The following is a 26,509-nucleotide window of genomic DNA, read 5'->3' as shown; positions in this document are numbered from 1 at the left end:
TGGCATAATGGCAGGGTTTGCTTAACTCCTGCCGATCATGTCCAACTTGTGCAATTCTTCTTCCTGGCGTGCCCGACTGATCGGTGTTCACGGCGCCGCGCGCGACTGGCTTACCGATCAGGGGTCGCTTACGCGACGCATCATCGGGCATTGCCCGCAGTTCAGTGTGCGTCATGTAAGTCAGCGATCCGGACGTGCGGCTCTGGATGAGGCTGTAATGACCGGTCTGCGTGAGAAACCCACCGCATTACTGCGCGAAGTCTTTCTGTATTGTCACGACACTCCGGTGGTATTCGCACATAGCGTATTGCCGCACAGCAGCCTGCGCGGTGCATGGACGAAACTCGGCAAACTGGGCAACCGGCCGCTGGGTGCAGCACTGTTCGCTAACCCCCGCGTGCGCCGAGTAGCGTTTGAATTCAAACGGCTTGACCCGCGACATCCATTGTATCGACGTGCCTGCGCACGGTTCGATAGGCGGCCGCCGTATCTATGGTCGCGGCGTTCATTGTTCAAGTTGCAGGGTCGACCCATCCTGGTCACCGAGGTTTTTTTACCCACGCTTCTGGAGCTGGCATGACACTCGCACAACGCTTGAGTCTGTATGAAAAATTGATGCGCCTGGATAAACCGATCGGCATTCTGCTGCTGTTGTGGCCGACCCTGTGGGGGCTGTGGTTTGTGTCTGCGGGGCATCCGCAATGGATGATAGTGTGGATTTTCGTGCTGGGTACGGTACTGATGCGCTCAGCGGGTTGCGTCATCAATGACTATGCCGACCGCGATTTCGACGCCCACGTGGCGCGCACCAGGGATCGCCCGCTGGCGGCTGGGAGAGTGAGCGGCAAGGAAGCCCTGCTGCTGGCTGCGGCCCTGTCCGCACTGGCTTTTCTGCTGATCCTGCCGCTCAACCGGCTGGTGATGATGTTATCCGTGCCGGCGCTGTTCCTGGCCGCCAGCTATCCCTACACCAAGCGTTTTCTTGCCATTCCGCAAGCCTATCTGGGTATTGCTTTCGGCTTTGGCATTCCCATGGCCTATGCAGCGCAGCTCGGCAGCGTGCCGATGGATGCCTGGCTGTTGCTGATAGCGAATATCTTCTGGGCGATTGCCTACGACACCGAGTACGCCATGGTGGATCGTGATGACGACATAAAAATCGGTATCAAGACTTCTGCGTTGACGTTTGGGCGTTTCGATGTGGCGGCGGTGATGCTGTGCTATGCCGCGACTTTGCTATTGCTAGCCTACGTGGGCTGGCGCCAGGGCAGGGGGCTCTGGTTCGATGCGGGTTTAGGTGTGGCGGCATCAATTGCCGTTTACCATTACACCCTGATCCGGGGCCGCGACCGCGCACGCTGCTTCAAGGCATTTTTGCACAACAACTGGCTGGGCGCGGCGGTGTTCGCCGGGCTGGTACTGGATTACTGGTTACGTTAATCAGTGAGAGCCGGGCGCGCAATCCACCCGCTTGAGTTGGGTGTCTGCATAAGACTGCTGGAGTTGTGTCATCTTTGCCTGTTCGGCAGCATCCAGATCACGCAAGGTAAACAGGCTGGGAGTTTTACCACGTGCCTCGATGCTCACCGTCTGTACGCCTTTCTTGTGCAGTTCGGCCACGCGCGCTTCGGCAATTGACTGCTTGGCATATAACCCGAGTGAAATTGCGTTTTGCCACGGACCGGCCGGACGCACCACGGCGATGTCACGCACGCCCAGATTTGTCAGCTCCGCGAGCTTGTTATCCGCCGCTGCCTTGGATGCCAGCGGCGGGTAATACACCCAGTAGGGACCGCCTGGCGTGCCCAGCGCCTGATGGCTGAGACGTTCGCCCAGCTTGAGCTGATCCAGTGCAGTGATGGCATTGTCATATTGCGCCGGGGCTACCGGTCCCCAGGTCATGCAGATTTTATCGTTGGCGGCGGGCTTGGCTGCAGAAGCCTGAGCGGGCTGAGGCGCAGGCACGGGTGCATTGGCGGGCGGAATTTTCGGGGATGGCGTGGCATGCGGCTCCCCAACCAGCGCGATACGCTCGGGGTGTAGTGAAGTATGCGCGCGATGCGTTGAGCTCATGTCACCACCCCATTGCAGCAGGGCGAATACGGCCAGATTGGCAAGCAACAATAATAAAAACAGCAGTCTCACAAACACTCCTCGTGCGCGATCGCGCGCAATCCTTCCAGTACCAGATTCTCCACTAACTGCAAGGGCCGCGGAAGATATGGGGCAATCCGCGCGCCATCCCCGCCGCTTACAATCAATTCCGGTAAATCACCGGTCAGGCGGGCCAGTTGCTCGCGCAACAACGCGACCGCTCCGCCAATCGCCAGGATGCGGCCGCTCTCCAGCGCATCCGCAGTGTTGTCCGGCCAGGCGCTGAATTGGCCCGGATCGTTAGCCAGCCCAGCGGTCCCTTGCTGCAGCATGCTGCCCATCATGCGGTAGCCGGGCAGAATGACACCGCCCAGGAAATCGCCCTGATGCAGCGCATCCACGGTGATCGCCGTGCCGCAATTGACCACCAGCGCGTTAGCGGCGCCGAGGTGGTGCGCACCGATCAGTGCAGCCCAGCGGTCTGCGCCCAGTTGCCCGGGCGTGGTGTAAACGTTGCGTACCCCGCACTGGCTGGCACGGGCAGTCACTTGTTGCACACTGACCGCGTAGCGCGCCAGACTATGTTCGAGCGCAGCTTGCAGTTGCGCGCCGCCTACATTGCTGAACACGATTTTCTGCGGGGTGGGGAGCTGGTCCAGCGCGCACTCGAATTCGTGTATTTCACGGTGCATGCATCGGCCGTGTGCCAGCCATGCCTGCCCGTCGTGCAATCCCCATTTAATGCGGGTGTTTCCCGCGTCGATCGCCAGAATCATGAGAGGCGGCGGGTCAGGTGAACTTCGCCGCCATTGAGCGCCAGCTGCTTTCCGTCTGCACTTTGCAACAGCAATGCCCCGTCAGCGGATACGCCGATCGCCATGCCCAGCTGGTCATTGCCATTGGCAAGCAGCACGCGTACCGGCTTGTCCTGATAAGCGTGTGCTGCAAGCCATTCTGCGCGTAATCGAGAGAGGCCGGACTGCTCAAAATCCTGCATGACATCATCCAGATGAATCAATAGCGCGGCCAATAACCGGTTGCGCTCGACGCGGATGCCGCATACTTCGTTCAGATCGGTCACTGACTGATCGATTTCGGCACGTACCGACACCGGCAACTGCAAATTAATGCCCATGCCGATCACGGCAAATGAGGGCCCCATCACATCGCCCTGCACCTCAATCAGAATCCCCCCCAGTTTGCGGTATTGCCAGAGCAGGTCGTTCGGCCATTTGAGCTGTACCTCATCTGCGCCGAATTGACGTAATGCCCGCAGCAGCGCCACGCCCACGGCGAGGCTCAAGCCGGAAAGCGCAGCGATGCCCGTATCAAAGCGCCACAGTACCGAGCAGGCAAGACTGCCACCCAGCACACTTTGCCAGACGCGCCCGCGCCGCCCGCGTCCGGCAAGTTGAATCTCCGTTGCCAGGCAACTCCGATGGGGTGCGCCGTCTACCGCAGCTCGCATCAGCTCGGTATTGGTCGAATCGAGGTGCTCGGTCACACGGACATGAAACTGGTCTGCACGGGTACCCAGCGCCTGCCCGACTGCGTCGGCGTCGAGCCAGTCGGGTGCTGCGGGGAGACGATAGCCGCGTCCGCGCACCTTGTTTAGCAGCATGCCCTGGTCCTGCGCAGCCTGGAGCGCATTCCAGATGCTGGCACGCGATACATTGAAACGCTGTGCGAGCACTTCTCCGGAGTGAAATTCACCGTCGGACAAGACGCGCAGCAGGGGAAATAATAATGGATTCAAGGCAGAAATCAGGTTTGAATTGCCACTATGTTAGCACGCCGGATCAGCCCTCCAGCAGCCCGCTGGGCAGTCCGTCTATGCTCATGCGGTTTTTTTCGCGCCAGTAGTCGAGGAGCCCGGCAGGCCCCTTTTTTTCCGCCCAGCGCGCCAGCGTGTCACGCTCGCCCGTGTAAACATATTGCGGTACCGCGTAGCCGCACGAAGTCTGTACCGAGTCGATATTCAGATCAATGATTTGACGTTCTCCCGGCAGTGCAGGGAAATGCCCCCGCAAGGCTGCCCAATCGGCATCGCGCGGCTTCACGGCGCGGCCTTGCCCATACAGCCGCAGGATCAACGGGTCGGCGTCGAAGCTGCAAAACATCAGTGTCATGCGCCCGTTTTCGAGCAGGTGCGCGGCGGTCTCATTACCGCTGCCGGTGAGATCAAGATAGGCCACCCGGTTTGGACCCAGTATGCGCAGGCTGTCCAGGCCTTTGGGTGAAAGGTTGATGCGCCCCTGCTGCGGTGCGCTGGCGGTAAAAAATATTTTTTGGCTGGCGATGAAATGCTCATGCTGCCCGGTCAGCGCGGGATAAAATCTTGCCATGTTTTTCTCCTGTTCTAGCCAGCGATGGCTCAAATTCGAAGTGCAAATTTTGGTTAACGGATTGGACTGAATACGCAGCAGGATCTACCGATGCAGCCTAACTTGGCGTGCGCTGAGCCTGAGCCTGGAGGATACGGGTGAGTGTCATCAGATCATGCGGATTCAGGTCGGAAATCATCCAGTAGACCATTCCCGCTTCGCTCCAGTGCAGCAGATGATAGCCCTGGATCGACAGGTTGTGGAGTGCGGTCTGCCGTTCGTTGGCGGCGGGCCAGATGTAAACATTGATCAGGTGCAGGCGATGGCGGTATACCAGCGCCGCCACCGAACGGTGATCAAGATAATCGAGCCTGCCGCCAACCAGCGGGAAGCCCTGCGCGGTCAAATCGGCAACAGGGGGGGAGAAATCCAGCTTGCCGTCGAACCACGGCTTGACCGTGTGCTGATCAGAGGAGGCGACATCGGCAAGATGGTTGACCATCAGCGAACGTACGTGGCTGGAAACCACCTCTTCGGCGAGGAGTTCATTGGGCGATGGCGTTGCGAGATAGAGGCCGGCGCTCCATACCAGCACGACCAGCGAAGCCAGCATGGTGCCTGCATTCAACCAGTTCCATGATCCCCACTGCCATGGCCGCCGCTTTGCCGTGGCGGCGGCAATTTCAGGTTCCAAAGGCAGCGCCGCCCTGATGCGGCTTTCCAGATCAATGGGTGCCTGAAAATAGGTAGCGCGTTGCTTGACTGCGTCACGCAGTGCCGACTGGCTAGCAAAGGCATTGTGGCAGGCAGCGCAGGTTTGCAGATGCTGATCCATTTCGCGGGATTCAGGCAAGCCCAGCTCCTGATCCAGATGGGCGGGGAGTAGCTCCAGAGTTCGTTTGCAATCCATCGCGTGACTCCTTAATTCATCCGCTCAAGGCAGGCTTGCAGCAGCCTGCGGCCGCGTGCCAGGCGGGACATCACCGTGCCGATGGGAATGCCGGCGATATGGGAAATTTCCTTGTAGGACAAGTCCTCCAGTTCTCTCAATACCAATACTTCGCGAAATTCAACCGGCAGTTGCTCCAGCGCCCGATCCAGCAGGCGTTTGTCGTCGTTGCGCGCCAGGATCGCCGCGGGATTGTTGTCCGGCTGATCGCATAACGTGGCGGAATCTGCTTCGTTGAGATCGTGGAAGTCCTCATCGAAAAATACGCTATGCACATGGTTGCGATTCTGCTGCAACCACGTGTAGGTGGTGTTTCTGACAATGGCGAGCAGCCATGCCCGTGCATCGTTGCCGTGAAAGCCATCGAAAAATTTGAAGGCACGCAGATAGGCCTCCTGCACAATGTCTTGCGCATCCTGATCGCTGTGGGTGAGCCAGCGCGCCAGGTTGTAAGCAGCGTTCAGATGCGGCAACGCCATCTCTCCGAACCGCTTGGCTTTCATCGCTTCAGTCACCGTCATCCCATCGTGTGGTTATACCGATCAGCGCGCCATTGTATTCCAGCACCCCTGTTAAATCCATTTGGGTGCCACGTATGTATAGCCGCGCACGAAGTATTTTTGTCGCGCGGGAATAAGTAATCGGAGTGAACGGTATTGCACGTTGCAGGCGTTCGATCTCGATAACAACATTGGAGGAAATAATGGAAAAGATACTGGATAGGCGCGAATTCTTGAAATTGAGCGGGCTGGCTGGCGTGGTATTCGTTTCCGGTCTGGCAGGTTGTTCCAGCATGGCAAAACGCAGTGATGCGAAGGAATTTTATTTCGTCCAGCTTTCGGACACGCATTGGGGTTTCAAGGGCCCGAAAGTCAACCCGGACGCAGAAGGTACCTTGAAGAAAGCTGTCGCCGCAGTCAATGGCCTGGCGCAGCAACCGGATTTCATCGTATTCACCGGCGACTTGACCCACACCACCGACGACCCGCAGGAGCGCAGAAAGCGGCTGGCAGAGTTTCGCGAAATAGTGAGCGAACTCAAGGTGAAAAAAGTGCACTTCATGCCGGGCGAACACGATGCCTCGCTGGATCATGGCGAGGCTTATCAGGAATTTTTCGGCAAGACCCATTACACCTTCGACCACAAGGGCGTGCATTTCATCGTGCTGGACAATGTTTCCGACCCCACTGCAAGTATCGGCGAGGCGCAGTTGCAGTGGCTCGCCACAGATTTGAATGCCCAGCCCAAAGACGCAAGGATCGTGGTCTTCACCCATCGCCCGCTGTTCGATCTATACCCGCAATGGGACTGGGCCACCCGTGATGGCGACAAGGCAATCGCGCTGCTGATGCCGCACCCGAACGTTACGGTTTTTTACGGGCACATCCACCAGGAAAACCATCACATGACCGGGCATATCGCGCACCATTCGGCAAAGTCGTTGATCTTTCCTCTGCCGGCACCCGGTTCGCAACCTAAACGCACACCGCTGCCGTGGGATGCGGCACAGCCATATAAAGGGCTGGGCTATCGCGATATCGAGGCGGATGTGCAGACAGCCCAATACCGTATTACAGAACTGCCTGTGGTGAAAGGATAAAACCATGAAACTCAAGTCACGTGGAATCAAGCTCATCGTTTTGGCCGCTGTTCTGGGGACGGGCCTGGTTAGCGCCGGCGATTATGCGAGCGTGCAAACGGAAGATCCGGTCATCAAAATCGTCGCAAAAAAATTTGATTACACGCCGAATGAAATCAAGCTGAAAAAAGGCGTGCCGGTGATACTTGAGTTCACTACGCTCGATGTGTTCATGGGCTTCAAGGTGCCTGATCTAGGCGTGCGGGCCGACATCATTCCGGGCAAGGTTTCGCGTTTGCGGCTGGTGTCGGACAAGGTCGGGACTTTCCCGTTTGTGTGCGATGTTTTTTGCGGCAGCGGGCACGAGAACATGACGGGAACCATCGTCGTGACCGAATAATCCACGACATAAAAAGAGGGGGTGTGCCGTTCGAATGCGGGAGGGCGATCTTCCCGCATTTCTTCTTTATCAGCGAAAATATCAGGGTTTGATGTAATCGAAGCCATGCTGTTGCAGCTGCATAATGCGGACAATCCCGCCCGGTACAATAGCCGATGCGTCGACCAGCTTGGGCCGATGTCCGAGTGTTTTCGTCATCCCTGTGATGGTCACATTGCAGGCATCGAATTCCGCACCTTGCGCATCCAGCGCCTTGATGCGCTCGGCTACCGGGCTGTCGGCGAACAACATTTTCAGCCCCGGGCCATAGGCTACCATCACGATCTGCACATTGTCCGGACCGAAATAGGCCATCAGATTCGTGATGTTATTGAGTGTAAGCCCCCACAGCTGCGGGTTGTCTTCACTTACCTGTAGCACCACATGGGCCTTGGCAAAAGGATGGGGATGCAGGAATTCCGGTGTCTCGAACTTGTAGGACTGCAGCATCGAAGTTTCGGCCCAGGCCGGGCTGACGCCCCCTCCGAGGCAAACCATAAGCGCTGCGATCATTGATACGGTATGTGTTCTCTCCATCATGTTGCTCTCCTGATTGATATTAAGGTTGCGCGAAGCATGTATCGCGCCGGGAAAATTTGCCCTATGGTTGCCGGACTATCGCGCCGATTTGGTAGCCGCTTCCAGGCTTGTTCCGATCATGCGATCGGTAAATGCAATACCAGGCCAGCGCATTATTTATTCCCATTGCGCAGGCTGTGGCGTCATGCGCTGATGCGTTAAACTGGATAGCATGTATCAATGGATGGTCTGGCTGAACCTTTCAGCGTAATGAAACATGGCCTATAAACGTAAAGCCCGCATACTGTTTCTCGGTGGTCTGCACCCGGTTCCGCCCAACCTGGCCGCACACTATGCCAATCGTCTGGGAGCGGAGTGGATGGAAGCGCGCGCCGCCGTATTGCCTGGCGTGACGGGCGATGTGCCGGTTCTCGTAGAGGCTGCTGTGGAATGGGCGGACCTGCTGGTTACGCTGGATGCGGTAGCCAATGCAGCATGTCCGCCGTTGCGCCCCGGCCTTCAACATCGCCATTATCCGTTCGAGCCGCTCCCGGATGTGAGCGACAAGCCTGCCTGGACAACATTGGCAGGCCGTATTCGCGAACGCGTGGAAGGCATGATTGGCGGCATGCGATTGATGCAGCAGGCCGGTTTGGACGATGACGGTTTATAATCCAGCTAAATATTGAACAATAACCAACGGAGATATCCATGGCCGAAAACACCATTTCCAAGAATGATGCCGAACACGCCCAGCTGACTCACTTTCTGACCCAGCAATACTTGTGCGAATCACTTACCGTGGCCGAGGTGAATACCCTGCTCAATTACCTGACCGTGCTGCACTTCAGCACGGATGCGGTGATTTCGGATGTGGGCGACGTCGGCGACGAATTGTATTTTGTGGTCAAGGGTGAAGTTGCCCTGGTGATTCCTGATGGCAGCATCGAATATGAAGTGGTGCGCTCAGGTGCGGGTGAAATGCTCGGCATGATGTCGTTTTTCGACAAGCGCGCACGTTCGGTCAGACTGGTTGCCAAGGCCGCGGATACGCAGGTGCTGAAGTTGCCGCGCGCCATGTACAAACGCATGAAAGTCGAACATCCCTATATCGCGATCAATATCGTCGAGCAGGCGGTACTCAGCATGGACCACCTGTTCCGCGCCGTCAGCAGCGATCACGCACAGTTCTCGCATTACCTGTACGGCTCGGGTGTCAAAGCCTCGGCGGACTAAGTGGCGGCAGGGTTATCCCGATGAGGGTGTTTAGCTGAATAATGTGCCGGGCCTGATCATTGGGCGTCATGATGATGTTGTATACAAGATGTGCCTACTTGTTAATAGCAAAAGCTACCGATTAATCAGTTTCTTTGATTTGGGAGAGGTCCATAGAAAAGGGCTGGAGCGCACTTTTCAGTACCGAGTGAGCTTGTGCTTCAACATGCGCGACTTTCTTGGATATCACTCGCCGCCAATCGGGATGTACCAGGTTGGAGAGGCAGGGTGGGAGGCCAAGAAACTCCAAATACTTGCGGGTCTGGTGGGTCGTCGCATTACCTGCGTGAGCAACAAGATGTCGTAACAACTTGGCTTCCGTCCTTGGATGTAGAAAGGCGCCGTTGTATTTTGGATAGGCAGTCTTATCGCTAGTGTCGGTAGGATACGATAATTCGATGATCTGGAAGAAGAGAAGGATCCTGACATAAGGATCAGTCGAATCCACAGCCATCGCCCAAAGCCTGAGTTGGAGGGCGAGATGATCAGTCCATTGCTGTGGGCAGGTTCCGCGAGGAATGCCGCCGAGTACCCGAACCACAAGCTTTAGTTCAACGGTGCCTATGGTCGGACACGCCACTGCGCATAGTCGCACGTTGGTCAGAAAGAATATCCTGTCGAGCTCGCGATCAATCAGTTGCTGCGCATCGGAGTCATCTGGTCCTGTAGTTTCAACGGTTGCGTAGTAGCCATCTGGCTGCAATTTTAGGTCAATGGTTGACGGCAGCGCTGCCCTGAATTGATCGTATTCGAGATCAATCCCCTGATCTTCCAAGGCTAGATGGTAAACAGTAAGCATGCTGTGCGTTTTAACTTAAAGTCGATGTCTCAAGGACAGAAAATAATATGTCAATACTCACATGAAACGTGGGCTAATTTAAATTAGCCTATCCGGACAGATAGGGGATTTCGTAAGAACAATCCGGCGTCGCCAAAACAAACTCAAATGTATTTATTTGAAATTTTGACAAGCATTGACGAGGTGAAGACGACCCTTGTTTTTCATTAACTCCCCCCGCCAAATCCATTCTGCCGCCAAGCCTCAAACACCGTCACCGCGACTGAGTTCGACAAATTCAGGCTGCGGCTCCCTGCCACCATCGGCAGGCGGATGCGTTGCGCGCCAGGGAATTCATCCAGCACGTCTGCCGGCAACCCGCGTGTTTCCGGGCCGAATACAAACACGTCGCCCGGCGCGAACTGGCAGGTGCCGATACTGACCGACGCTTTGGTAGTGAGCGCAAACAGGCGTTGTCCAGTCAACCGGGCGCGGCACGCTGCCCAGTCTTCATGCACCACAATGCTGGCATACTCGTGGTAATCCAGCCCGGCGCGGCGCAATTGTTTGTCTTCCAGCGTAAAGCCGAGCGGTTTGACCAGATGCAGGGTGCAGCCGGTATTGGCGGCCAGGCGGATGACGTTGCCGGTATTGGGCGGGATTTCTGGCTGGTAGAGAACGATGTTGAACATGGGCAGGAAAGTCTGGGTCTACGGGATATAATCCACTCATAACGATTACACGAGGCTTGCGCATGGTACCGCATTTAACGACTGCCCTCACCGGGCCGCTGCTGGACATGGAGCGCCTGATTCTGGGCGCAACACCGCAGATTGAACGCTGGTTTCGCAACCAGTGGCAGGAACACGCCGCACCGTTTTACACCTCGGTGGATCTACGCAACAGCGGTTTCAAGCTGGCACCCGTAGATACCAACCTGTTCCCCGGCGGGTTTAATAATCTCAACCCCGATTTCATCCCGCTGGCAGTGCAGGCGGCAATGAGCGCGGTGGAAAAAATCTGTCCGGACGCGCAGCGCCTGCTGCTGATCCCGGAGAACCACACGCGCAATCTGTTCTATCTGCAAAACGTGGCGCAGCTGGCCAATATCCTGCAGCAAACCGGGCTGGAAGTGCGCCTGGGCAGCTTGATACCGGAGTTGACCGAACCGCTCAAGGTGGATCTGCCCGATGGCACCTCGCTGCTGCTCGAACCTGTCGTGCGTCACGGCAACCGCATCGGCGTGGCGGGTTTCGACCCGTGTGCGGTTCTGCTTAACAACGATCTGTCCGGCGGTATCCCGGCGCTGCTGAAAAATATCGAGCAATCGCTGCTGCCGCCGCTGCACGCCGGCTGGCATGTGCGCCGCAAGTCGCGCCATTTTGCCACCTACAATCAGGTGGCGACGGAGTTCGCCGCGCTGATCGGGCTCGATCCATGGTTCATCAATCCGTATTTTTCCACCTGCGGACGCGTCAATTTTCAGGAGCGTCAGGGCGAAGAATGTCTGGAGAAAAATGTCGCCATCGTGCTCGAACAAATCCGCAACAAATATGCCGAATACAAGATTGACGCCGAGCCTTTTGTGATTGCCAAGGCCGATGCGGGTACTTACGGCATGGGCATCATGACGGTGAAAGATCCGTCCGAAGTGCGCGAACTGAACCGCAAGCAGCGCAACAAGATGGCGGTGGGCAAGGAAGGCCAGCAAATCTCCGAAGTCATCATTCAGGAAGGCGTTCATACCTTCGAGAGCATCAATGACGCGGTAGCAGAGCCAGTGGTATATATGATCGACCATTTCGTCGTCGGCGGATTTTATCGCGTGCATACCGGACGCGGGCCGGATGAAAACCTCAATTCGCCGGGGATGCACTTCGTGCCGCTGGCATTTGCAACCCCGTGTTGCACACCGAACCGGTTGGCCAATCCCGATTCCACCCCAAACCGCTTCTATACTTACGGCGTGGTGGCGCGGCTGGCGATGCTGGCGGCTTCCATCGAGCTGGAACAGACCGATCCGAACAATCAATGAACTTTGTCTTTATCCTCGACCCGCTAGCCGCGCTCAAAGCCTACAAGGACAGTTCGGTCGCCATGCTGCGCGAAGCAGCGGCGCGCGGCCACGCGCTGTTTGCGCTGCGCCAGGCGGATATTATCCTGCGCGACAATCAGGTCATCGGCTACGCCAAGCCGTTGCGCGTTACCGCCGACAACGCCAACTGGTTTGAGTTGGGAGCCGCCGAGGCGACGCCATTGAGCAACTTCGATGCGGTGGTGATGCGCAAGGACCCGCCGTTCGATACTGAATACCTGTACACCACGCACCTGCTGGAGCTGGCGCAAAGCCACGGAGCGCGGGTATTCAACCGCCCCGATTCCCTGCGCGATTTCAATGAGAAGCTCGCCATTGCGCGCTTTCCGCAATTTACCGTACCCACGCTGGTAACGCGGCGTGCCGCTCATATCAAGGAATTCCTTACAGAGCATGGCGACGTGATTCTCAAGCCGCTGGATGGCATGGGCGGAGCAGGGATTTTCCGGGTGCGCGGCGGTGACGCGAATCTCAATGTCATCGTGGAAACACTGACCCAACTGGAAACCCGCACGGTGATGGCGCAACGCTATATCCCGGAAATTACCCAGGGCGACAAGCGCATCCTGCTGATCGACGGCGAGGTGGTGCCGTTCGCGCTGGCGCGGATTCCCGCCGAAGGAGAAACGCGCGGCAACCTGGCTGCGGGCGGGCGCGGTGTCGCTCAGCCCCTGTCCGAACGCGACCGCGAAATTGCGCAGACCATTGCGCCGGCGGTGCGCGATCTGGGCCTGTTCCTGGTCGGGCTGGACGTGATCGGCGACTATCTCACCGAAATCAACGTCACCAGCCCCACGGGGTTTCAGGAAATCACCCAGCAGACCGGTTTTAACGTGGCCGGGATGTTCATCGATGCGCTGGAGCGGCGATGCGCTTGATCGGGGTTATGGCGCTATTTCTGCTGGCTTTGGCAGGTTGTGCCAAACCGCCCCTTTACACCCAGGAAAGCTACGTATTCGGTACCCGCGTGGAGGTGAGCATTTACGGCGAACCGGAAGCCAAGGCGCGCCGTGTCACAGCGCAAGTATTGCGCGATTTCGACGAGATGCACCACAGCCTGCATGCCTGGGAGCCGGGCACGCTGGAGCGCATGAACGGCATCTTCGAGCTGAGTCCGAGCCAAGCCGCGATTGCTCCCGGCATGATCCCGATTATTCGCGATGCCACGCGTTATTCGGAGCAATCGCAGGGCTTGTTCAACCCGGCCATCGGCAACCTGATCCGCTTGTGGGGGTTTCAGTCCGATACTTTCAAGGCGAAATTGCCTGATCCGGCAAAAATCGCCGAACTGGTGCGCGCCAATCCGCAAATGCGCGACATCGTTATCGACGGCATCCTATTCCACAGCACCAATCCTGCCGTGCGGCTGGATCTGGGCGGCTACGCCAAGGGCTATGCACTGGACGTGGCTGCCCGCTACCTGCGCAGCCAGGGGGTAAAAAACGCGCTGATCAATATTGGCGGCAATGTCATGGCGCTGGGGCAGCACGGCGATCGTTCGTGGCGCGTAGGCATCCAGAATCCGCGCGGTCCCGGTCCCATCGCCACGCTGGATTTGCGCGATGGTGAAGCCATCGGCACTTCGGGCGACTATCAGCGCTACTTCGAAGTGGGCGGCAAGCGCTATTGCCACATCATCGATCCGCGCACCGGCTGGCCCGCGCAAGGGGTACGCGCGGTCACCGTCCTGATTCCGCCGTCAGACCATGCCGGTACTCTGTCGGATGTCGCCAGCAAGCCCATTTTCATTTCGGGGAGCGCTGGCTGGCGTGCCGCAGCGCAACGCATGGGCGTGGCCGATGTGATGTTTATCGACGGGCAAGGGCATGTCGAACTCACCGACGGCATGAAACAACGTCTGCATTTCGAAACGGGATCTTAGCTCCGCAGATTCTGCACACCAGCTTTGCCGTTCAGGCAACCGTTTTCAATTCATTTTCGGATGGACGAATCCACCTCACCCACAGAATTCGATCCAGCGGGAACGGGATGCTATACGCCTGCATCTAATGGGCAATAGTGAATTTTTCCAGGGGGCACCATGAAAGCTTTGGACGCTGAGCTGAGCGGCTTTCCGGCTTTGCACGATTTGACTGACGTCGAGTTGGTGACGCGTGCGCTGCAGGGCGATCCGCACGCTTTCGAACGCATCATGCGACGTAATAACCGGCTGCTATTCCGCACCGCGCGCAGCATTTTGAAAAATGACGTTGAGACTGAAGATGCCCTGCAAACCGCCTATATGAGCGCCTGGCGTGCACTGGGTAGTTTTCATGCGGATGCAAAGCTGTCCACCTGGCTGGTACGTATTGTGGTGAACGAGAGTCTGGGACGGCTGCGCCGACACAGCGCACAGATTATCCCGCTCGATAGCGCGCTGGATGTGGATGCAGCGAATACGGAGGCGTCGATGGAACAGAACCCCGATGAGCAACCCGAGCGCATGGCCATGCGGGCACAAGTGCGGCAATTGATAGAAGCCGGGATCGACGGCCTGCCCGATGTGTTTCGCACTGTGTTCATGCTGCGTGCAGTGGAGGAGTTGAGCGTGGAAGAAGTCGCTGCCGCATTGGATATTCCCGAAGCTACGGTGCGGAGCCGGTTTTTTCGCGCGCGCGGTTTGCTGCGCGAGCGTTTGTCGCGCGACATCGATACGTCGATGGCTGACGCTTTTTCTTTTGCCGGGGCACGCTGCGACAGGATAGTCGCGCATGTGCTGGCAGATATTTCCGGGCAGGTACCACCCGCCCATAACAGTAACTGACTTTGGAGACCACCATGTCATTCTTTCTTATGCCTGCACCCGTCGCATCGCGCCGCCAATTTCTTGCCCATTCTGGCCTGGTACTTTCGGGGGCTGCCGTAGCCTTACTGGCGGGTAAAGATGCGCTTGCCGCCACGTCTGGGCACGCCCGCAGCGGCGATGTGGTAATTCTCAATACGGCGCTCAGCGCCGAACTGGAAGCCATTGCCGCGTATCAGCTGGGCGCCGAGAGCAATTTATTGCAAAAACCCGTGCTGGAACTGGCTTTGACATTTCAAGGGCACCACAAGCAGCACGCCGAGGTGCTCGCCAGCACGATTAAAAAGCTCGGCGGCAAACCGGCGTTGGCGAAAGAAAAATACAATTTCCCGGTGGCTCAGCTCAAGTCGCAAACCGATGTGCTCAAGTTTGCCGCCCAGCTCGAGCAAGGGGCTGTCAGCGCTTATCTCGGCGCGGTGCCGCTGTTTGGCAACCGCGAACTGGCCAAGGCCGCCGCCAGCATCCTGGGCGATGAGGCCATGCACTGGGCAGTGCTGCGTCAGGCGCTGGGCGAAAGCCCGGTCGTGCCGTCTGCCTTCATGTCATGAAGCTGCGGCAACGCGTATTGGCCGTTATGCTCGCCTTGGGGGCGGCCGCACCTGCCAGTGCAGCCGCTGATGCGCGCCGAGGCGAGCAGGTTTATAAGCGCTGCCTCGCCTGCCATGCACTGGCGTATGACCGTGTTGGACCCAGACACTGCGGGCTGTTTGGCCGTCGGGCGGCTAGTGTCTTTGGATTCGGTTATTCGGCGGCAATGCGGCACTCGAAGATTGTCTGGAATGCCCGCACGCTCGATCAGTTTTTGACCGATCCGAAAAAAATGGTGCCTGGCACGACGATGACCTACGACGGCGTGCGGGATCGGACAGAACGTGCTGACCTGATTGCCTATCTCAAACAGGCAGGCCAGTCTGCCGAGTGTCGGCGCTAGTCACACTCGTCGAGAGCACAGGACGTGGCAGCGATTCATTTGCTGCGCCAAAGCAGTGATGTTTCAGATCGCGCTGTGCATCATGCGGCGCAATCACGTCGATGCTAATCTCTCCGGCCATGCTTCCCTGCGGTAGAATACCCGCTTCGGTTTACTGAAGTGGATTCACCATGATTGGCATACTTATCGTCGCCCACGGCAGTCTGGGCGAAAGTCTGATTCAATGCGCCACACACGTTATGGGTGAGCGCCCGCCTTATCTTACGCCGTTGAACGTGATGGATTGCCCGGACATCATGGCGATGACGGCGAAAGCCCAGCAGATGATAGACGAGCTTGACCAGGGCGACGGCGTATTGATGCTATCGGATATTTACGGCGCCACGCCATGCAATACAGCCTGCCGCCTGCTTTATCCCGGACGGGTGGAAGGCATCGCCGGGGTCAACTTGCCCATGCTGATCCGCGCACTGACTTATCGCCATGAACCGCTCGACAAGCTGGTAATCAAGGCACTCTCCGGTGGCCACGAAGGCATCCTGCATATTTCACCGGAGTTGTGCGATGCTGCAACAGGACGTTGAAATCACCAACAAGCTCGGGCTGCATGCGCGTGCCTCAGCCAAACTCACGCAGACCGCCGGACAGTTCCAGAGCGCAATCTGGCTCACCCGCAATAACCGCCGGGTCAACGCCAAAAGCATCATGGGCGTCATGATGCTGGCGGCAGCCAAAGGCAGCACCATCAACCTGGAAACCGAAGGTGAAGATGAAGCTGCGGCCATGGACGCCCTGCTGGCATTGATCAACGACAAGTTCGGAGAAGGCGAGTGAGCGCCACGCTGCACGGCATCGGCGTGTCCAGCGGGATTGCCATTGGACCTGCCCGGCTGGCCTCGCATACCCGTATTGAAGTTGCGCATTATGTGCTGCAAAAGGCGCACATTGCGGAGGAGCTGGAGCGTTTCGACGAAGCCGTGCAGACGGTGCGTGCCGAGATGAGCGCATTGCATGACCAGATTCCCGCCAATGCCCCGGCCGAGTTGCCGGCATTCCTCGATATGCATTTGATGATTCTGAATGATTCGATGCTGTCGCAAGCACCGAAGCAGCTTATCGAAGCCCAGCAATGTAACGCGGAGTGGGCGCTCACCCAGCAGATGGAGCAGCTGGTGGCGCAGTTCGACGAAATTGACGACCTCTATCTGCGCGAGCGCAAGACCGACGTGGTGCAGGTGGTGGAACGCGTCATCAAGGTGCTGCTGGGGCATCCCGGACATTTGCCGCTGGCCGAAGATGAGCGTCATGACGGCATCCTGGTCGCACACGATCTGTCCCCAGCCGACATGATCGGTTTCAAACGCCAGCAGTTTGCGGCATTCATTACCGACGTGGGCGGCGCCACATCCCATACCGCCATTCTTGCGCGCAGCCTGAATATCCCTTCGGTGATGGCGCTGCACAATGCCCGCAGCCTGATCCGGGAAAATGAAATCATCATCGTGGATGGTGACAACGGCGTGGTGATTCTCGACCCGGATGAAACGGTGCTGGAAGAGTACCGGCTGCGCCAGAACGAATGGAAGATTGAACACCAGAAGCTCAAGCGCCTGAAAGGCAACCGCGCCGCCACACTGGATGGCGTGGTGGTGGAGCTGCACGGCAATATTGAACTGCCGCAAGATGTAGCGGCGGTGCAGGAATCCGGTGCGACGGGCATCGGTCTGTTCCGCAGCGAATTCCTGTTCATGAATCGCGCGGATCTGCCCAGCGAGGATGAGCAGTTCGAAGCTTATCGTGAAGTGGCGCAGGCGATGAACGGCATGCCAGTGACCATCCGCACCCTTGATCTGGGTGCTGACAAGCCGCTGGCCGGGCTCACTGCCCACAGCCTCAATCCAGCACTCGGGCTGCGCGCGATTCGCCTGTGTCTGGCTGAACCGAAATTGTTCCGCGCCCAGTTGCGCGCCATTCTGCGTGCTTCGCACTTTGGCCAGGTGCGTATTCTTATCCCCATGCTGTCCAGCCTGCCGGAACTGCGTCAGACCCAGTATGCAATCGAGGCGGCCAAGGCCAGCCTGGTTGTCGACGGCATCGCATTTGATCCGAACGTGAAGGTGGGGGGCATGATAGAAATCCCGGCTGCGGCTCTGGCATCCCAAAGTTTTGCCGAGCGCATGGATTTCCTGTCGATAGGCACGAACGACCTGATCCAGTACACACTGGCGATAGATCGTGCCGACGATAGCGTGGCGCACTTGTACGACCCATTGCATCCGGCGGTATTGCAGCTGATCGCGATGACCATCCGCGCTGGCGAAAAAGCCGGCAAGCCGGTATCGGTGTGCGGCGAAATGGCAGGCGACCCGTTGCTCACACGACTGTTATTGGGACTGGGGCTGCGTAGTTATTCCATGCACCCGGCCAGTCTGCTCTCGGTCAAACAGCGGGTGCTCAAAAGCAATAGCGTGGAGGCCGCCACGCAGGCAAACAAAATCATGCGCGGCCACGAGCCGGACAAGCTGCAAACGCTGCTCACCCGGTTGAACTCCTGATGCATCCCCAGTATTGGCAGCAGGCCACCCTGGAGCTGTCCGCAGCCGATGCCATATTGAAGTCGCTGATCGCGCGCTATCCGGAAATCAGCCTGCGCAGTCGGGGTGACGCGTTCTCTACGCTGGCGCGCTCCATTGCCGGGCAGCAGATTTCGGTGAAAGCCTCCGAGGCGGTGTGGCAGCGTTTGCTGGCTTGTGTTGAGGTCACGCCGGAAGCCATTGCCAATACTGCGCCTGAGGTTTTGCGCACCTGCGGGTTTTCACTGCGGAAAGTTGAATACCTGCGCGATCTCGCGGCCAAATTTGTCGACGGCTCACTGCATCCCGGCTTGTGGCAGGATATGGACGACGAGGCGGTGATTGTCGAATTGTGCCGGGTACGGGGGATAGGCCGCTGGACGGCGGAAATGTTCCTGATGTTCTATCTGTTACGTCCGGATGTACTGCCGCTCGATGACATCGGCCTGCAAAAAGCCATGGCCGCGCATTATCAGAATGGCGCACCGATCAGCAAAATCAAAATGCGCAGCCTGGCCGAAACCTGGCGACCGTGGCGTTCTGTGGCGACCTGGTATTTGTGGCGTAGCCTGGATCCGCAGGTCGTCGCTTACTAGTGTACTGTTTCACACTAAACGGCTCTTACAGAGCCACCCAAAAACGCCCTGACAAGGCGCGGCGCGCAGGCAATGGCCATTCCCTTGTCAAGCGCCGCAACGCGGGCAGGGCGTTTTTTGGTGGCTCCCTGCGGGCGCGCCCCTGATGGGTCATCTGCGGCGTTGCGTTTACTTGCCATAGAACAGCTATGGCTGCGCAAACGCGTCTTGCAGCTGACCCATCAGGGGAACGCTGTAAGTGCCGTTTAGTGTGAAACAGTACACTAGCCACGCTCCGATACTTACACCTGTTGTGCCAGCCAGCGCTTGAGTCCGTTGGCATCCAGAGCACCCGACATGCGCGCCGCCTCGGTGCCGTTTTTGAACAAAATCAGGGTGGGGATGCTGCGGATATTGTAGCGTGCAGCCAGCGCCTGTTCAGCTTCCGTCTCGACCTTGGCAAAGCGCACCTGACTGGCCAGTTCGGTAGCGGTTTGTTTGAACACCGGCGCCATCATTTTGCAGGGACCGCACCAGCTTGCCCAGAAATCCACCAGCACTGGCAAATCGTTGCGGGTGATGAAGCGGTCGAAGTTGCTGGTTGTCAGATCGAGCGGCAACCCGGAGTGCAGCGGTGCGCCGCACTTGCCGCATTTGGGTGCCTGATTGACGCGTTCGGCGGGGATACGGTTAACCGCCTGACAGGACGGGCAGACCAGATTCATATTAAGCACCTCGGGTAAAATATATCCGGTAGGTGCGGCATTTCAGGCGTTTTTCAAGCCGGGCGTTCAGCTTTTCAGCAGAAGGTCCAGTTTGCCGGCACGGTCCAATGCGGAGAGGTCGTCGAAACCGCCAACGTGCGTATCGCCCACATAAATTTGCGGTACGGTACGACGGCCGGTGCGCGTCATCATTTCCGCGCGGCGGTTAGGGTCGAGGTCGACGCGGATTTTTTCCACGCTGACCCCCTTGCCCTGTAACAGGCGTTCGGCCATGACGCAGTAGGGACATACCGCGGTGCAATACATGGTGACTGTGGACATGCTATTTCACCGTCGGCAAACCGGCTTGTTCCCAAGCCATGATGCCGCCTTTAAGGTTATAGACTTGGGTAAAACCATTTTTGCGCAGGACGCCGCAGGCCATGGCAGAACGCGAGCCGCTTCGGCAGTTCACCACGATGGTCTTGTCTTTGTGTTTTTCCAGAGGTTTGAGACCGGCAGCCAGTTGACCAAGCGGGATATGGCGCGCATTCGCAATGTGCCCGGCGGCGAACTCGTTGGCTTCGCGCACGTCCAGAATCATTGCATCCTGATGATTGATGAGCTGCACTGCCTGGGTGGTATCGGCGCTGAGTGCGCCACTCAGTTTGCCGCGTATGATGGGCAGAATCAGCATGATGCCGGAAAACGCAGCCAGCAGAACCAGCCAGATGTTTTGTTGAAGAAATTCCAAAATAGGCTCCCGGGATTAAAGACCGCAACCTGTTTTGACGCCGGCTTTTTTGAGCATGATGTCCATCGGGCAAAACCGTGTTATGCCGCTCTGGAACAGGTTGAAGCCTACAAAGGCGGTCAGCCACAGCCAGCTGATATGGCTCATGTCGACGGTGCCGGCCAGATGTGCCAGCAACAGGGAGATCATGATGAACAGGCCGGCGATAATACGTACAGTGCGTTCTACAGTCATGCTATTTTCCTTCGGTTGGGTTAAATGGTTCTGTTTTGGCGCGCCAGCAGACGGCGCTCCCATAAATAATACATTAGCGGAATCACGATCAGCGTCAGTACTGTAGAAGCAAAGGTACCGAAAATCAATGACACCGCCAAGCCCCCGAATACCGGATCGGTGACCATGATGGCCGAACCCAGGATGATGGCGAGTGCGGTCAGCATGATAGGGCGGAAGCGTACCGCGCCAGCTTCGATCACTGCCTCTTCGAGGCCATAGCCGCGTGCCCGGTAATCGATGATGAAGTCGATCAGCAGCAGCGAGTTACGCACCACCACGCCGGCCAGCGCGATCACGCCGATCATCGAGGTGGCGGTGAAGGCCTGCTGGGTGATCCAGTGGCCGGGGAATACGCCCACCAAGGTAAGCGGAATCGCACCCATCACGATCAGCGGCATCATGAACGACTTGTAGTAGCCCACCAGCATCAGATAGATGAATACCAGCGCCACGATGAAGGCGGAACCGAGGTCGCGGAACACGTCGAGGGTGAGGCGCATCTCGCCGCCCCATAGCAGGTGATAGCTCATCACGTCATTGGGCTGAGCTTCGACGAAGCCGAGGTTGCCGGTCTTGAATGTCACCCCTGACGGCAGGAGTTTGCCGTCGATCATCTTGTCCAGCGCCAATACGGCATATACCGGACTGGATTTCAGCAATTCGCCGCCAACCATGACCACGGGATGCTGATCGCGGTCATAGATCGGCTTGTCCTGGGTGGCGCGCTCCACGGTGGCGATGGCAGACAGCGGTATTTGCTGGCCGGACATGCTGGTGATGCGGATGGACAGTATCTGCTCCGGCGTCTGGCGTTCGCTGCGCGGCAGGCGCACGGTAATGTCCACCGGTTCGCGCGCATCATCCACGTGCACGGTGCCGATGGAAAACCCCGATACATAGTCATGCAGCAGCTTGCCCACCTGTCCTACGGCCACACCCGAGAGCGCGGCTTTTTCGCGGTCCACTTTCACATGGAATGCATCCACGGTGGTGGTCACCGAATCATCCACGTTGACGATGCCGTAGATCTTGCTGAAATCCTTATCCACGTCTGCCGCCGCGGCGCGCAGCTTGTTGTAGTCCGGGCCATACAGTTCTGCCAGGATCTGCGACTGCACCGGCGGTCCGGGCGGGGTCTCGTAGAGTTTCAGCTTGGCCTGCGGGAAAGCCTTGCGTACTGGCGCCAGTGCCACATTGAAATTATTGACGATTTCGTGTGACGACACGGAGCGCTCATGTTTGCTGGTGAGGTTGACGCGCAACTGGGCGATGTTGTCGCCGCGTTTCAGCATATCGCCGCGCACCAGGGCGGCGAAATCCACCGGGGCGGTCATGCCGAGGAAAGTCTGGTAGTCGGTCACGTATTTTGTTTTGGCCAGAACGTCGCCTACCGCACGTGCTACCCGGTCGGTTTCGGCCAGCGTGGTGCCAGCCGGTGTATCTACCTGTACCAGGAAGGTATTGGTGTTGTCGTTGGGCAGCATTTTCAGCTCCACGCCCAATGCAGACAACGGACCGTTCAGACCGGAGGGGCGGATGAATTGCCAGGCGGGCTGGAGCATCGCTGCCAGCAGCAGGCCCAGCACCACCAGGAACAGCAGGTTGCGGCGGCCGGCATGTTTGATAAACGGTGTAAGCACCGCCACGTAGGCGCGGTGCAGACGGTCTTGGGGTTCGGCGGCCATGTCCTCCAGTGCGGGCCGCTCAGCGAGTGACTTGGCGGCCTTGCCGGCGAGCCAGCGGTTGGCAGCCCAGGGCACCACCATGTAGGCGATCACCAGCGAGGCAATCATTGCGATCGGCACGTTGAACGGGATGGGGCGCATGAACGGCCCCATCATGCCGGTGACGAAAGCCATCGGGATAAACGCCAGGATGACCGCGATGGTGGCGATATTGGTGGGGTTGCCGATCTCGTTGGTGGCGGTGACCAGCGCTTCCTTGAAGTTCTTGCCGCCGCCGTGGTGCATGTGCCGGTGGATGTTTTCCACTACCACAATGGCCGCATCCACCAGCAGACCCAGGGACAGTATCAGTGCGAACAGGGTGATGCGGTTGATGGTCTGGCCGGCGATGAGGCCGACGGTCAGCACCACAAACAGGATCAGCGGTACGGTGAGGGTCACGATGGCGGCTTCTCGCCAGCCCAGGAACAGCACCAGAATCACCACCACCGAGCCGATGGCAATGCCCAGATGTTCCATCAGGGTATTCACCGCGTCGTTGGCCTTGGCGCCGTCGTCGCGGGTGACGGCGACTTGAATGCCCTGGGGGATGGCCTGGCGTTTCAGGTTATCCAGCTTCTTGAGAACCGCGTCGGCGACGACGACTGCATTGGTGCCGGCCTTCTTGGCGATGGCGATGGTGACCGCCGGTGCTTCGCCGCGATAGGCCGGGTCATGAGCGGCGGGGCCGTAGGCAAAACGGGTCTGTTCATCGGTTTCCGCCGCACCGTCCTGGATGGTGGCAACATCCTTCAGAAATACCGGTTTGCCGTTGGGCGCACCGACGATGATCTCACCCACTTCGCGCGCGTTGCCGATAAAGCCGGACAGGCGCAACGGCTGGTTGCGGTTGGCGTCCACCAGGGTGCCGATCGGCACGGAGACATTGGCGCCCTGCAGCATTTTGTCGACCTGGTCGAGGCTCAGGCCGGCCGCCGCCAGTTTGGCCGGGGAGATCCATACGTTGATTGCCCGGTGCGCGCCACCCACCAGCTGGGTGAAGGACACGCCCGGCACATTGCGCAGTTGTTCGAGTACGCGGGTGGACACCTGGCGCAACTGATAGTCGTCCATCTGGGTGGAGCTCAGTGTCAGCGTCATGATCGGCACGTCATCGACATTGATGGGTTTGACGATCGGCTGCATGGCGCCCGGCGGGATGCTGTCGAGGTTCTGCATCAGCTGGTTGTAGAGCTTTACCAGGCTCTTTTCCTGGTCTTCGCCAACGTCGAACTGAACCGTGACGACGCCGAAGTCGGAGACGGCATAGCCGAAGGTATGTTTCACCCCGGACTGGGCGTTCATGATCGCTTCCAGCGGCTTCACCACCAGGTTCTGGATTTCTGTGGCCGATGCGCCCGGCTTGGCGACAATAATGTTGGCGGCCGGCACCACGATTTGCGGATTGTATTCGCGTGCGGTAATGAATAGCGCCATGACGCCAGCCAGCGTCACCGCCAGCATCAGCATGGCGGTAATTTTAGATTCCAGGAAAGTGCGGGCGATCTTCCCCGCGATGTTCAGGGGTGCCGGGTTCGGATCAGACATTGCCGCTCCCCGCGTTGACTATTTTGTCGCCGGATTGCAGCTGGGCAGTGGCTGAGGTCACGACGCGTTCGCCGGGGGTCAGGCCGGCCTGGATTTCCACCTGGCCATCGCTGGTATCGCCGACGCGCACCATACGGTAATGGGCGATGCCCTGAGCGTCCACCACGAACACGCCGGTGATGCCGGCACGGTCGAGCACAGCCGACCGCGGGACGCGCACGCCTTCGCGCTGGCCGGTGGGAAAGGCGACCAGTACATACATGCCGCTCTTGAGCTGGGTGCCCGGGGGCAAATCAATTTTGACCAGATAGGTGCGCGTGGCCGGGTCAGCGGCAGGCACCAGGCGCGCAATCTTGCCGGTGATCGCGGTACCGGTGTCATTTGCCTGCAGGCTGACGCTGTCTCCCAACTTCAAGTGGGCGAACACATCGGACGAGACGCTGGTCTGTACCTGCAACCTGGACTGGTTTTCCAGCATCAGTACCGGCTTGCCGGGGGTGGCAAGGTCGCCCACGTTGGCCAGCTTCTGCGTAATGATGCCGGCGAACGGCGCGGTCAACGTCGCGTAGCGCATTTGTGCAGCGGCAGTGCCGAGGCCGGCGCGGGCCGCCGCAGCCTGCTGCTGGGCCACCTGGTATTGCAGGCGTATTTTGTCCCACTGCTGTTTGGGAATGGCCTCCTCCTTGTATAAGGTGCCAAAACGCTGGTAATCGTTTTTGGCGTCGGCAAGCGCCGCTTCAGCTTGCGCCAGTCCGGCCCTGGCCTGGCTTACCTGACCTTGAATATCACTAGGATCGACCGTGAACAGACGCTGGCCTGCGACGACGCTTTGCCCTTCCTGCACGTTTATTTCCCGGATAAAGCCCATCAGGCGCGAAGCAATCTGGGCTTGTTGTTCGGCAATGACGCTGCCGGGAGCGGTGGAAATAACGGGCAATAGGGTTTTTTGCACGACGGCAATATGGGCTGTGACCGAAGCCGCCGGCGTTGCGGTTTGCTGTTGTTTGTCTTTTTCGCCGCATCCGCTCAGAGCAAGCGTTAGCGCGAGCGCAACAGTAGCGGGCTTAATGGCTTTCATGGCTCGATGATTCACGATCAACTCCCTGGTTTTATAACTGGTCTGGTTCGAGCTTGCCGATAGCCAGCTTGAGGCTGGCGCGCTGCACTGCGAGGTCATACTCGGCGGCCACCAAATCGGCGTGGGCTTTGTCCTGCTGGGTTTGGGCGCCGAGTAATTCGGTGATGGTGGCCACGCCGTTGTCATAGCGTTTATTGACCAGATTGGTTGCCGCATCGGCACTGGCTACAGCATGTTGCCGCGCAGTCAGGCGGAATTCAGCTTCTTCTGCCTTGCGGTATGCATCATCGACCTGCAAGGCTATTCCATTTTCCGCCTGCAACAGGCGCGCCTGCTGCTCGGCATGGCTGGCCGAGGCGCGATCGACTGCACCGCGTGTGACATTACCGTCGAACACGGTCCAGCTTAGCTGCCCACCGAGCGTATACGAGCTGGCGGAAAAGCCGACCTTGTTGTCATTCCAGTCCTGCCGCGCCATCAGGCCCACCTGTGGGTAAAGGCCTGCCTTGGCTATTTTGACCCCGGCTTGCGAGGCGCCCAGTTGGTTGCGCATGGCCTTCAGCTTCGGGTTGTCGGCCAGTGCCTGGGCACGTAAATCAGCAGTGCTCCCCGCTACGGCGCTCGGCATGACGGGTGCGCCGACATCGAGTGGTTCGGCTAAAGGTATGCCAAGCAGAATATGCAGCTGATCCAATGCTGCGGCCTCGGCGTTCCTGGCCTGCATCAATTGGATGCGCACGTCTTCGAGGTGTACCTGGGCTGACAATAGATCGCTTTTGACCACCACACCGCCTTTGACCAGGTTTTCAATGTTTTTGACCTGGGAGGCAGTCGCTGCCTCAGCCTGTTTTGCCACTTTAACAAAGGCGCGCGCAGAGTGAACACCCTGATAGGCTTGCAATACGTTGAAAATAACTTGCTGGCGTGCCGCCACGTCACCTTGCCGGGCGGCTTTGATATAGGCTTGAGCTTGCTCGATGTTGCCCTCGATCAACCCGCCCGTGTAGAGCGGCAACTGGACTTCCAGACGGGTATTGAAATTGTTGACGTTGCCGGGATGATTGAGGTTGTCAGGTGCAACGCCCAGCGAGTTCGGCCCGGTGAACTGGCTGGCGCCGAAATCATTGAAAGTGGCGTTGCGCTGCGATAGCTTGAGGCCGAATGCGTTGAGTGCGTCGTTGGTCCGGGTGGCGTTGATCGAAGCGGTGAGTTTGGGCAGTCGGCTCCCTTGCGCCTGACGCAGCCCGGCCAAGGCTTGATCGAGCTGGGCGCGGCTGACGGACAAATCCGGGTTCTGGCGTAGTGCGGTTGCTACGCATTGCTCAAAATCCAGTGTTTGGGCTGTCGCACCTGGAATGTACGCAAGCCAGAATGCCGCGGATAACAACACGGTGCATAGCCGTTTGACATTATTGTATGGTTGATACAAGTGCATTTTTAATCGCTCCCGGTTCGCAGCCTGCTTGCGTTGACGCAGGAATTGTATGCCTT

32 protein-coding genes are annotated in these 26,509 nt (G+C 58.3%); 16 read left to right on the top strand and 16 right to left on the bottom strand.

All coding sequences use genetic code 11. The features are described from left to right. Window positions 1-37: 37 nt before the first annotated feature. Both EI185_RS15755 and ubiA read left to right on the top strand, forming a co-directional pair. Complete coding sequence (locus tag EI185_RS15755; protein WP_124706106.1) at window positions 38-580, top strand: chorismate--pyruvate lyase family protein; 543 nt, start codon at window positions 38-40, stop codon at window positions 578-580. Continuing rightward, window positions 577-1,440: a 4-hydroxybenzoate octaprenyltransferase gene (gene ubiA, locus EI185_RS15750; RefSeq protein ID WP_124706105.1), complete on the top strand. Its 864-nt coding sequence runs from the start codon at window positions 577-579 to the stop codon at window positions 1,438-1,440. The genes EI185_RS15755 and ubiA overlap by 4 nt, the downstream gene beginning before the upstream one ends. Here ubiA and EI185_RS15745 read toward each other — a convergent pair whose 3' ends face one another. From EI185_RS15745 to EI185_RS15720, 6 genes are all read right to left on the bottom strand, one after another. Beyond that, window positions 1,441-2,145 (bottom strand): SPOR domain-containing protein, encoded by a 705-nt coding sequence (locus EI185_RS15745; RefSeq protein WP_124706104.1) that lies wholly within the window; start codon window positions 2,143-2,145, stop codon window positions 1,441-1,443. Then, on the bottom strand, window positions 2,142-2,870 hold the full coding sequence (locus EI185_RS15740) for a type III pantothenate kinase (protein ID WP_124706103.1): 729 nt from the start codon (window positions 2,868-2,870) through the stop codon (window positions 2,142-2,144). Before EI185_RS15740 ends, EI185_RS15745 begins: the two co-directional genes overlap by 4 nt. Continuing rightward, window positions 2,867-3,850, bottom strand: coding sequence for a biotin--[acetyl-CoA-carboxylase] ligase (locus EI185_RS15735; protein ID WP_124706102.1), 984 nt, complete (start codon window positions 3,848-3,850; stop codon window positions 2,867-2,869). The genes EI185_RS15740 and EI185_RS15735 overlap by 4 nt, the downstream gene beginning before the upstream one ends. Before the next feature lie 43 nt (window positions 3,851-3,893). Next, window positions 3,894-4,439, bottom strand: coding sequence for a pyridoxamine 5'-phosphate oxidase family protein (locus EI185_RS15730; RefSeq protein ID WP_124706101.1), 546 nt, complete (start codon window positions 4,437-4,439; stop codon window positions 3,894-3,896). A 97-nt stretch (window positions 4,440-4,536) separates the two neighbouring features. Continuing rightward, window positions 4,537-5,328 carry an anti-sigma factor family protein gene (locus tag EI185_RS15725; protein WP_124706100.1) on the bottom strand — a complete coding sequence of 264 codons (792 nt, stop codon included), beginning with the start codon at window positions 5,326-5,328 and terminating at the stop codon, window positions 4,537-4,539. An 11-nt stretch (window positions 5,329-5,339) separates the two neighbouring features. Next, complete coding sequence (locus EI185_RS15720) at window positions 5,340-5,870, bottom strand: sigma-70 family RNA polymerase sigma factor (RefSeq protein WP_124706099.1); 531 nt, start codon at window positions 5,868-5,870, stop codon at window positions 5,340-5,342. A gap of 200 nt (window positions 5,871-6,070) precedes the next feature. On the opposite strand from EI185_RS15720, the gene EI185_RS15715 reads away from it, so the two are divergent. Together EI185_RS15715 and EI185_RS15710 are read left to right on the top strand one after the other, a co-directional pair. Continuing rightward, a complete protein-coding gene (locus tag EI185_RS15715) occupies window positions 6,071-6,967 on the top strand; it encodes a metallophosphoesterase family protein (RefSeq protein ID WP_124706098.1) in 897 nt (298 codons plus the stop codon). A 4-nt stretch (window positions 6,968-6,971) separates the two neighbouring features. Continuing rightward, window positions 6,972-7,346, top strand: a complete 375-nt coding sequence (locus tag EI185_RS15710) for a cupredoxin domain-containing protein (protein ID WP_124706097.1) — start codon at window positions 6,972-6,974, stop codon at window positions 7,344-7,346. A gap of 81 nt (window positions 7,347-7,427) precedes the next feature. Here EI185_RS15710 and EI185_RS15705 read toward each other — a convergent pair whose 3' ends face one another. Beyond that, entirely contained in the window at window positions 7,428-7,925 is a 498-nt protein-coding gene (locus EI185_RS15705) for a DsrE family protein (RefSeq protein ID WP_124706096.1), read from the bottom strand. A gap of 256 nt (window positions 7,926-8,181) precedes the next feature. Here EI185_RS15705 and EI185_RS15700 point away from each other — a divergent pair, with 256 nt between their 5' ends. Both EI185_RS15700 and EI185_RS15695 read left to right on the top strand, forming a co-directional pair. Further along, window positions 8,182-8,577 (top strand): hypothetical protein, encoded by a 396-nt coding sequence (locus tag EI185_RS15700; protein ID WP_124706095.1) that lies wholly within the window; start codon window positions 8,182-8,184, stop codon window positions 8,575-8,577. Window positions 8,578-8,615: 38 nt separating this feature from the next. After that, complete coding sequence (locus tag EI185_RS15695) at window positions 8,616-9,140, top strand: Crp/Fnr family transcriptional regulator (RefSeq protein WP_124706094.1); 525 nt, start codon at window positions 8,616-8,618, stop codon at window positions 9,138-9,140. A 121-nt stretch (window positions 9,141-9,261) separates the two neighbouring features. Here EI185_RS15695 and EI185_RS15690 read toward each other — a convergent pair whose 3' ends face one another. After that, the gene (locus EI185_RS15690) at window positions 9,262-9,978 is read right to left on the bottom strand and encodes a hypothetical protein (RefSeq protein WP_124706093.1); all 717 of its coding nucleotides are present in this window, start codon (window positions 9,976-9,978) and stop codon (window positions 9,262-9,264) included. 206 nt (window positions 9,979-10,184) lie between these two features. Continuing rightward, entirely contained in the window at window positions 10,185-10,649 is a 465-nt protein-coding gene (locus tag EI185_RS15685; RefSeq protein WP_124706092.1) for a tRNA (cytidine(34)-2'-O)-methyltransferase, read from the bottom strand. 62 nt (window positions 10,650-10,711) lie between these two features. Here EI185_RS15685 and gshA point away from each other — a divergent pair, with 62 nt between their 5' ends. The 10 genes from gshA to EI185_RS15635 all read left to right on the top strand — a co-directional run bounded on the left by gshA (window position 10,712) and on the right by EI185_RS15635 (window position 18,955). Next, window positions 10,712-11,992 carry a glutamate--cysteine ligase gene (gene gshA, locus EI185_RS15680; RefSeq protein WP_124706091.1) on the top strand — a complete coding sequence of 427 codons (1,281 nt, stop codon included), beginning with the start codon at window positions 10,712-10,714 and terminating at the stop codon, window positions 11,990-11,992. Further along, window positions 11,989-12,930: a glutathione synthase gene (gene gshB, locus EI185_RS15675; protein WP_124706090.1), complete on the top strand. Its 942-nt coding sequence runs from the start codon at window positions 11,989-11,991 to the stop codon at window positions 12,928-12,930. The genes gshA and gshB overlap by 4 nt, the downstream gene beginning before the upstream one ends. Before the next feature lie 8 nt (window positions 12,931-12,938). Next, on the top strand, window positions 12,939-13,934 hold the full coding sequence (locus EI185_RS15670) for an FAD:protein FMN transferase (RefSeq protein ID WP_223247888.1): 996 nt from the start codon (window positions 12,939-12,941) through the stop codon (window positions 13,932-13,934). Between the two features lie 159 nt (window positions 13,935-14,093). Beyond that, entirely contained in the window at window positions 14,094-14,816 is a 723-nt protein-coding gene (locus EI185_RS15665) for an RNA polymerase sigma factor (protein WP_124706088.1), read from the top strand. 14 nt (window positions 14,817-14,830) lie between these two features. Further along, entirely contained in the window at window positions 14,831-15,403 is a 573-nt protein-coding gene (locus tag EI185_RS15660) for a ferritin-like domain-containing protein (protein WP_124706087.1), read from the top strand. Next, window positions 15,400-15,786 (top strand): c-type cytochrome, encoded by a 387-nt coding sequence (locus tag EI185_RS15655; protein WP_124706086.1) that lies wholly within the window; start codon window positions 15,400-15,402, stop codon window positions 15,784-15,786. Before EI185_RS15660 ends, EI185_RS15655 begins: the two co-directional genes overlap by 4 nt. A 170-nt stretch (window positions 15,787-15,956) precedes the next feature. After that, window positions 15,957-16,370, top strand: a complete 414-nt coding sequence (locus EI185_RS15650) for a PTS sugar transporter subunit IIA (RefSeq protein ID WP_124706085.1) — start codon at window positions 15,957-15,959, stop codon at window positions 16,368-16,370. Continuing rightward, window positions 16,351-16,620 (top strand): HPr family phosphocarrier protein, encoded by a 270-nt coding sequence (locus EI185_RS15645; RefSeq protein ID WP_124706084.1) that lies wholly within the window; start codon window positions 16,351-16,353, stop codon window positions 16,618-16,620. The genes EI185_RS15650 and EI185_RS15645 overlap by 20 nt, the downstream gene beginning before the upstream one ends. Then, complete coding sequence (gene ptsP / locus EI185_RS15640) at window positions 16,617-18,341, top strand: phosphoenolpyruvate--protein phosphotransferase (RefSeq protein ID WP_124706083.1); 1,725 nt, start codon at window positions 16,617-16,619, stop codon at window positions 18,339-18,341. The genes EI185_RS15645 and ptsP overlap by 4 nt, the downstream gene beginning before the upstream one ends. Next, window positions 18,341-18,955 (top strand): DNA-3-methyladenine glycosylase family protein, encoded by a 615-nt coding sequence (locus tag EI185_RS15635; RefSeq protein ID WP_189836433.1) that lies wholly within the window; start codon window positions 18,341-18,343, stop codon window positions 18,953-18,955. The genes ptsP and EI185_RS15635 overlap by 1 nt, the downstream gene beginning before the upstream one ends. 281 nt (window positions 18,956-19,236) lie before the next feature. On the opposite strand, the gene trxC is transcribed toward EI185_RS15635, so the two are convergent. From trxC to EI185_RS15600, 7 genes are all read right to left on the bottom strand, one after another. Further along, complete coding sequence (gene trxC / locus EI185_RS15630) at window positions 19,237-19,659, bottom strand: thioredoxin TrxC (protein WP_124706081.1); 423 nt, start codon at window positions 19,657-19,659, stop codon at window positions 19,237-19,239. A 66-nt stretch (window positions 19,660-19,725) separates the two neighbouring features. Beyond that, window positions 19,726-19,980 (bottom strand): glutaredoxin 3, encoded by a 255-nt coding sequence (gene grxC, locus EI185_RS15625; protein WP_124706080.1) that lies wholly within the window; start codon window positions 19,978-19,980, stop codon window positions 19,726-19,728. A 1-nt stretch (window position 19,981) separates the two neighbouring features. After that, complete coding sequence (locus tag EI185_RS15620; protein ID WP_124706079.1) at window positions 19,982-20,392, bottom strand: rhodanese-like domain-containing protein; 411 nt, start codon at window positions 20,390-20,392, stop codon at window positions 19,982-19,984. Window positions 20,393-20,407: 15 nt separating this feature from the next. Continuing rightward, on the bottom strand, window positions 20,408-20,626 hold the full coding sequence (locus EI185_RS15615; protein WP_124706078.1) for a YgaP family membrane protein: 219 nt from the start codon (window positions 20,624-20,626) through the stop codon (window positions 20,408-20,410). 20 nt (window positions 20,627-20,646) lie between these two features. Next, window positions 20,647-23,940: an efflux RND transporter permease subunit gene (locus tag EI185_RS15610; protein ID WP_124706077.1), complete on the bottom strand. Its 3,294-nt coding sequence runs from the start codon at window positions 23,938-23,940 to the stop codon at window positions 20,647-20,649. After that, the gene (locus EI185_RS15605; RefSeq protein WP_124706076.1) at window positions 23,933-25,033 is read right to left on the bottom strand and encodes an efflux RND transporter periplasmic adaptor subunit; all 1,101 of its coding nucleotides are present in this window, start codon (window positions 25,031-25,033) and stop codon (window positions 23,933-23,935) included. The genes EI185_RS15610 and EI185_RS15605 overlap by 8 nt, the downstream gene beginning before the upstream one ends. 16 nt (window positions 25,034-25,049) lie before the next feature. Next, the gene (locus EI185_RS15600; RefSeq protein ID WP_223247887.1) at window positions 25,050-26,453 is read right to left on the bottom strand and encodes a TolC family protein; all 1,404 of its coding nucleotides are present in this window, start codon (window positions 26,451-26,453) and stop codon (window positions 25,050-25,052) included. Between the last annotated feature and the right edge of the window lie 56 nt (window positions 26,454-26,509).

Source organism: Sulfuriferula multivorans, from assembly GCF_003851125.1.
Taxonomy (GTDB): Bacteria; Pseudomonadota; Gammaproteobacteria; order Burkholderiales; family Sulfuriferulaceae; genus Sulfuriferula; species Sulfuriferula multivorans.
This window is presented reverse-complemented; position numbering and strand designations above follow the sequence as displayed.